This is a genomic window from Pseudomonas sp. B14(2017), assembly GCF_002113255.1.
Lineage (GTDB): Bacteria > Pseudomonadota > Gammaproteobacteria > Pseudomonadales > Pseudomonadaceae > Aquipseudomonas > Aquipseudomonas putida_Z.
Map to the genome: position 1 here is coordinate 141,496 of NZ_NEJY01000021.1, position 6,822 is coordinate 148,317.

Annotated in this window: 7 protein-coding genes; 4 read left to right on the top strand and 3 right to left on the bottom strand. The window is 64.6% G+C overall.

Translation table 11 applies throughout. The annotated features are described in order from the left end of the window. Positions 1 to 72: 72 nt before the first annotated feature. Both CAG34_RS21795 and CAG34_RS29045 read left to right on the top strand, forming a co-directional pair. Positions 73 to 1,266 carry an ATP-binding protein gene (locus CAG34_RS21795; protein WP_085592340.1) on the top strand — a complete coding sequence of 398 codons (1,194 nt, stop codon included), beginning with the start codon at positions 73 to 75 and terminating at the stop codon, positions 1,264 to 1,266. Between the two features lie 172 nt (positions 1,267 to 1,438). Further along, positions 1,439 to 1,600, top strand: coding sequence for a hypothetical protein (locus tag CAG34_RS29045; RefSeq protein ID WP_024086757.1), 162 nt, complete (start codon positions 1,439 to 1,441; stop codon positions 1,598 to 1,600). A gap of 80 nt (positions 1,601 to 1,680) precedes the next feature. Here CAG34_RS29045 and CAG34_RS21800 read toward each other — a convergent pair whose 3' ends face one another. Next, the gene (locus tag CAG34_RS21800) at positions 1,681 to 2,652 is read right to left on the bottom strand and encodes a GlxA family transcriptional regulator (protein WP_075044779.1); all 972 of its coding nucleotides are present in this window, start codon (positions 2,650 to 2,652) and stop codon (positions 1,681 to 1,683) included. A gap of 130 nt (positions 2,653 to 2,782) precedes the next feature. On the opposite strand from CAG34_RS21800, the gene CAG34_RS21805 reads away from it, so the two are divergent. After that, a complete protein-coding gene (locus CAG34_RS21805; protein WP_085592342.1) occupies positions 2,783 to 3,424 on the top strand; it encodes an HD domain-containing protein in 642 nt (213 codons plus the stop codon). Positions 3,425 to 3,476: 52 nt separating this feature from the next. Here CAG34_RS21805 and CAG34_RS21810 read toward each other — a convergent pair whose 3' ends face one another. Both CAG34_RS21810 and CAG34_RS21815 read right to left on the bottom strand, forming a co-directional pair. After that, positions 3,477 to 4,526: a 5'-nucleotidase gene (locus CAG34_RS21810; RefSeq protein WP_085592344.1), complete on the bottom strand. Its 1,050-nt coding sequence runs from the start codon at positions 4,524 to 4,526 to the stop codon at positions 3,477 to 3,479. Between the two features lie 165 nt (positions 4,527 to 4,691). After that, the gene (locus tag CAG34_RS21815; protein ID WP_085592346.1) at positions 4,692 to 5,600 is read right to left on the bottom strand and encodes a LysR substrate-binding domain-containing protein; all 909 of its coding nucleotides are present in this window, start codon (positions 5,598 to 5,600) and stop codon (positions 4,692 to 4,694) included. Between the two features lie 94 nt (positions 5,601 to 5,694). On the opposite strand from CAG34_RS21815, the gene CAG34_RS21820 reads away from it, so the two are divergent. Then, positions 5,695 to 6,822 (top strand): MFS transporter (locus tag CAG34_RS21820; protein ID WP_085592348.1); only part of this gene is annotated, 1,128 nt, incomplete at its 3' end.

Sequence of the window (6,822 nt, forward strand, 5' to 3'; positions counted from 1 at the left end):
TGACATTGCCGAATCAAGTGAAATTAGTTAAGTTATCTAAACTCGATAACTTTCCTAAACTCGGTATAAGTCATGGACCCGATCGCTAATCCCTATTCCCCGGGAGCAGGCGCGCCGCCGCCGGCATTGGCTGGTCGCGACGCATTGCTCAAGCAGGTAAGCATCGCAATCGCCCGCATTCGCCGGGGCCGAGCGGCGAAGAGCGTGCTGATGGTCGGCTTGCGCGGCGTGGGCAAGACTGTACTGCTCGAAAAAATGCGCATTGAAGCCGAGGCCGAGGGTGTTCATGCCATGCGCATGGAGGCGCCGGAAAACCGTTCGCTACCCGCACTGTTGGCGCCTCAATTGCGCCTGGCGCTGCTTCGCCTGAGCCGGGTGGAAGCGGCTCGGGACCTGGCTCAACGGGGGTTGCGAGCCCTTGCCGGTTTTGCAAAGTCGTTGAAGGTTGCCTACGCGGACATAGAAGTAGGCCTGGACCTGGAGCCAGAACCTGGCTTGGCTGATAACGGTGACCTGGAAGGCGACCTGGCGACCTTGCTGGAGGAGGCCGGCAAGGCCGCACAGCGCGCCGACACGGCGCTGGTGATGTTCATCGACGAGTTGCAGTACGTTGCCGAAGATCAGTTGGCCGCGTTGATTACAGCCTTGCATCGCTGTGCCCAGGGCCAGTTACCTGTCACGCTGGTTGGGGCTGGCCTGCCTCAATTGCGGGGGCGTTGTGGTAACGCGAAATCCTATGCGGAGCGACTGTTCGATTTCCCTGAGATCGGCCCGCTTGCTCCTGAGGCCGCAAGGTTTGCGGTAGTACGGCCTGCAGAAGATGAAGGCGTGGAATTCGAAGAGGCGGCGCTGGGAAGTGTGCTGGCACATTCACAGGGCTATCCCTATTTCCTGCAGGAGTGGGGCAAGCATTCATGGGATGTAGCCTCGCAGAGCCCCATCACCAACGCTGATGTCGAAACTGCTTCAGAGCAGGCGATTGCCACACTGGATGAGAGCTTCTTCCGGGTGCGCTTTGACCGCCTGACGCTTGCGGAAAAGAAGTACCTGCGTGGCATGGCGGATCTGGGGGCCGGCCCTCATCGTTCTGGTGATATCGCGGCCAGCCTGGCGCGTAAGGTTTCCACGCTTGCACCGCTGCGCAGTGCATTGATCGAGAAAGGGATGATCTACAGCCCGAACCACGGTGATACGGCGTTCACGGTGCCGCTCTTCGATGAGTTCATGCGGCGTATCATGCCGGGCGATGATTGGCGGATGGGCTAGCCTGCTCTACAGGCATGCAAGCCGCAATCACAGGCAACGGTCCTCCCTGATTGCCAGTACGACTGTAAAGATATGCAAAGTTTCCCCGGGCCATCACGCTGCCGCTCTAGAATCCGCCCGCTGCCGAACCTGGTAATGGCAGGCAGCAGATCTAGCCTTGTGGAGCGTTCCAATGAAGTCGAAACACCTTTTCCGCGCAGCTCTGGTTGCGGCGCTGGTATCGGCCTTGTCAGGCTGCTGGATGTTCATGCCGCCGGGTGGTGGCGGTGGTCATGGTGGTGGCCACGGTGGCGGCGGTGGCTTTGGCGGCCATCAGGGCGGTGGCCCTCGCTAAGCTGACCTAGCGATGGAGCGCACAGCCTCGGCCGGGTCGCTAAAGCGTACCCGGCGCGAGCGCACATACCACGGTTCACCTCACCCCGACCGCCCAAACCGCTTGCGATACTCCGCCGGCGTCACCCCCACATGCTTCACGAACGCCCGCCGCAACGTATCCGCATTGGCAAACCCGCACAGCGCCGCCACCTGCTTCGGTGCCTCCCGCCCAGCTTCCAGCCGCGCCCGCGCAGCATTCACCCGCGCCAGCTCCACCCACGCGGCCGGGGTCATGCCCACATCACCCTGAAACACCCGTGCAAAATGCCTCGGGCTCAGCCCAACCCGCGCAGCCAGGCTGGCGACCCCGTGGTCCAGTGCAGGGTTGGCGGCCACGTAACGCTGCAACCCCTGCAATGCCGAACGCCCGACCGGTGATGTCCCGCCCTGCCGGCTGAACTGCAGCTGCCCGCCAGGCCGCTTGAAGTACATCACCAGGTGCCCGGCAACCTGCTTGGCAATATCCCGCCCCAGGTCTTCTTCCACCAGGGCCAGTGCCAGGTCCAGCCCGGCCGTTACCCCCGCAGCGGTACGCAGGTTGCCGTCATGCACCTGAATGGCGTCGGCATCCACCTGCACCCGCGGATAACGCTCGGCCAGCGGCTGCGCCACGGCCCAGTGGGTGGTCACACGCCGGTCATCCAGCAACCCGGCAGCCGCCAGGGCAAACGCCCCCGTGCACACCGAGCCGTAACGCCGGCAAGCGCCCGCGCGTTGCCGCAGCCAGTCGAGAATGCCGGGGCGCAGGTATTGCTCGGCAGCCTGCGGCGTGCCGGCGACCAGCAAGGTGTCGATGGCTTCCAGGTCTTCGCCGATCCAGCCGTCGGCGACCAGGCGCGTACCGGAAGAGCTCACCAGCGGCCCCGGTTCGCAAGCCAGCAACAGTAGGCGATAGGCGTCACGGCCGGCCTGGCGGTTGGCTTCGGCGAACACGTCGAGCGGGCCGCAGGCATCCAGCAGTTGTACGCCGGGCATGGCCAGGATGGCGACCGTGATGGGGGCAGAGGGCATGGTGGCTCCGGGCGTTGCGCCGCAAGTCCGTAATCCGCCGACAATGGCAGTATCTGGCGCTACAAGTCAATTGAGGACATTGGCTCACGACCGCAGACTGGGCTCGTCATCAACCCACCCAGGAGCGACCATGTCCTCATCCATCGCCGGTATCCAGGTGCCCGACAGCGCCATGGCTCGGGAAATCACCGAGCTCGTCCGTGACACGGCTTCCCCTTTGCTGTTCCACCACTCCAGCCGGGTGTTCTACTTCGCGGCCCTTGCCGGGCAGCGGCTGGGGCTGCGCTACGACAGTGAACTGTTGTACGCAGGCTGCATGTTCCATGACATGGGCCTGACCCATCAGCACAGCAGCGATTGCTGCCGCTTCGAAGTGGACGGTGCCAATGCGGCGCGCGATTTCCTCCAGCGCCACGGCGTGGGCGAGCGCGATGTCGAGCGTGTGTGGACGGCGATAGCGCTGCATACCACGCCGGGCATTCCAGAGCACATGCACCCGCTGATCGCCCTGGTCACGGCGGGGGTGGAGACTGATGTGCTGGGGCTGCACCACGAAGGGCTGGGGATTGCCGCGCGGGATGCCGTGGTCCAGGCGCACCCGCGTGGGGAGCGGTTCAAGGAGGCGATCATCCAGGCGTTTTACGACGGGATCCGGCACAAGCCGCAGACCACGTTTGGCAACGTGAAGGCGGATGTGATCGCGGACAAGGAGCCTGCATTCCGGCCTGGGAATTTCTGCAGCGTCATTCGGCAGTCCTGTTGGGCCAGCTGAGTAAAGCGGGCGGGGGCTGCAGAGCGGCCCCAGCAATTTCAACTGTTGCGCATCAATCCTGGGGCCGCTTTGCGGCCCTTTCGCGACACAAGGCCGCTCCCACAGGTTCAGCGACAACCTCGGGAGCAACGCTGTACCTGTGGGGCACGTCGAGCGCAGAGTCCGCTACCGAGCGCTCGCGATTCGCCACCCCGAACGGCACATGCACCATCGGCAAATCCCCCGCCGGCGATTGCAAATGGCTGCGCTGGTCATCAAAGAACACATGCGGTTTCAGTATCGACAGCACCCTGGGTTTTTCCATCCCGCCCAGAAAGAAGCACTCGTCCGGCGATACGCCCCAGTCCTTCAACGTCGTCACCACCCGCTCATGCGAAGGGGCATTGCGCGCCGTCACAATGGCAATCCGCAAGATGCGCTTGTACGCCGGGTCCTCGGCCAACTTGCGGTCTTCGAGCATGCGAATCAGCGAAAGCTTGCGGTACAGGTCCGCCAGCGGCCCCGGCGAATGCGGGATGCCCTTGCGCACGCGTTCATGCTCCTGAAACTCGTCCAGGTTGTCGTCGCGCTTGTAGACGCGCTCGGCCTCGTCATCGGCAATCACCCCGTCAAAGTCGAAGGCCACCCGCAGTTCGGTGTCGATCTCGTCATCGTAGATGCGTGTCGGCAGCACCCGCCCGGCCGGGTAGTTGGCATCGATGGCTTTCTGCACATCTTCCTCGTTGGCGCTGAGAAACAGCGAGGCATTGAACGCCGGGATGTACTCGTAGGGCGAGCGGCCCGACATGAACGCCGCGCGGGTGATGTCCAGCTGGTAGTGGCTGATCGAGCGAAACACCCGCAGGCCGGTTTCCGGCGAGTTGCGCGACAGCAGTACCACCTCCACCGGCAACTGCTCGGGGAAGGCCTGGTTGATGCTCAGGAAGCGGCGAATGAACGGGAACGCCACACCCTTGGGGAAGGGTTCGTCCAGGTTCTGCTGCTGGTGCTGGCGGTAAGCCTCGACGCCCTGGGTCTGGTAGATGTCGTCCGAGACGGTGAGGTCGAACAGCGCACTCGAAGCAACGCCGATGACCAGTTTCTGTTCGATGGGGTAGGGCATGAAGTAACTCCTGAACATGAGCCGAGGGCAAGGGATCCTGTACAGCGCGATTCTGTAGGAGCGGCCTTGTGTCGCGAAAGGGCCGCAAAGCGGCCCCTGGATTTCAGCAACTGTGCATAGTCTGTTGGGGCTGCTCTGCAGCCCTTTCGCGACACAAGGCCGCTCCTACAAGGCGCTGGGCAGGCCTGACAGTTGTTCCACCAGAAAATCCACGAACACCCGCACCCGCGCCGGCATCGCCGGGCCGCCGACGAACACCGCATGGATCGGCTCGCGATCACCCGGGTTGTACGCCTCCAGCAACGGCACCAGCTGCCCGTTGGCGAGGTCGTCGGCCACGGTAAAGGTACCGATGCGCGCCACGCCGGCACCGAGCCTGGCCAACTGCGCCAGGGCCTCGCCGCTGCTGCATTCGATATTGCCCGTCACCTTCAATGAAAAAACCTGCCCGTCGCGGCGGAACGGCCAGTCGGGCGCGGCGCGGCGGAAGTTGAAGCGCAGGCAGTTGTGCCGGGCCAGGTCCTCTGGCACAAGCGGCGTACCGCAGCGCGCCAGGTACTCGGGCGAGGCGACGATCACCTGGCCGGTTTCGCCAATGGCGCGGGCGCTCAACGAACTGTCCGGCAGGTGGCCGAAGCGCAGCGCCACGTCGGCCTGGCCGCCGAGAATGTCGGCCACTTCGTCGCTGAGGGTAAGGTCGACCAGCACCTGCGGGTAGCGCGCGCTGAATGCCGCCAGCAACGGCACCACGGTCAAGCGGCCATGGCCCAGCGCTGCGCTGACCCGCAAGCGCCCGCGTGGCACGCCCTGGTCGGTGATGGCCTCTTCCACTTCGAGCATGTCGGCCAGCACCCGCCGTGCACCGCGCAGGTACGCTTCGCCTTCGGGCGTGAGGGTGATCGCCCGGGTGGTGCGCAGCAGCAGGCGGGTGCCCAGGCGCTGTTCGGTGCGCGCGAGGATGCGGCTCACCGCCGAAGGCGTCAGGCCCAGCGCCCGGGCGGCTGCGGACAGGCTGCCCTCCTGGGCCACCTTGGCAAATATTTCCATCTCTCCGGATCTTCCACTGAAGTCCATTTGTGCCTCTTCAGCAAAGGTGGTTCGCAAAAATGCAGTCTAGTGCGGCTCAGCTTCGGATCGTAGCATTTGCAGCACAGATAAGGAGCTTGCCATGCGTATCAATCCACCTCTTGTCGCACTCGCCATCGGTGCCTTTGGCATCGGGGTCACCGAGTTCGCCCCCATGGGCATGTTGCCCAGCATCGCCACCGACCTTGGCGTCTCCATCCCCGCTGCCGGGCTGTTGGTCAGTGCCTATGCGATCGGTGTGCTGATCGGCGCACCGTTGATGACCCTGGCCACGGTGAAGATCCCGCGGCGTTACCTGCTGATCGGGCTGATGGCCATCTTCACCCTCGGCAACCTGATGTCGGCCCTGGCCAGCGACTACGCCAGCCTGCTGGTCGCCCGCGTGGTCACCTCGCTGAACCACGGTGCGTTCTTCGGCATCGGCTCGATCGTCGCGGCCAGCGTGGTGCCGCCCGAGAAGCGCGCCGGGGCCGTGGCCGCCATGTTCATGGGGTTGACCCTGGCCACCATCGGCGGAGTGCCGCTGGCGACCTGGTTCGGTGAAATGCTGGGCTGGCGCACGGCATTCTGGGGCATCGCCGGGCTCGGCCTGGTGGCAATGACCACCCTCTGGTACGCACTGCCCAATGTGCCGTCGCCCAAGGGTGGCGGGGCCATGGCCGAAATCCGCGTGCTGGGCCGCGGGCCGGTGCTGGCGGCACTGCTGCTGACCGTGGTGGGCTCCAGTGCGATGTTCACGGTATTCACCTACATCGCGCCGATCCTGCAGAGCGAGGCGGCAGCGTCCACCACCTTCGTCACGGCCATGCTGGTGTTGTTCGGTGTCGGCCTGACCTTGGGCAACGTGTGGGGTGGCAAGGCGGCGGACCGCTCGATCGACCGTACCCTGATGCTGTCGCTGGCCGTGCTGATTGCGGTGTTGCTGGTGTTCCCGCTGGTGATGGACTGGCCGCTGCCGACTGCGCTGGCGATCCTGGTGTGGGGCGCTGCCAGCTTTGCCCTGGTGCCGCCGCTGCAGATGCGGGTGATGGAGGCGGCCAAGGATGCGCCCAACCTGGCGTCGGCGGTGAACATCGGGGCGTTCAACCTGGGTAACGCGATTGGTGCGGCGCTGGGTGGGGCGGTGATCAATGCCGGGCTGGGGTATTCGGCGGTTTCCCTGGCGGGGGCGGCGATGGCGGTTTTGGGCCTGGTGTTGGTGCTGCTGTTC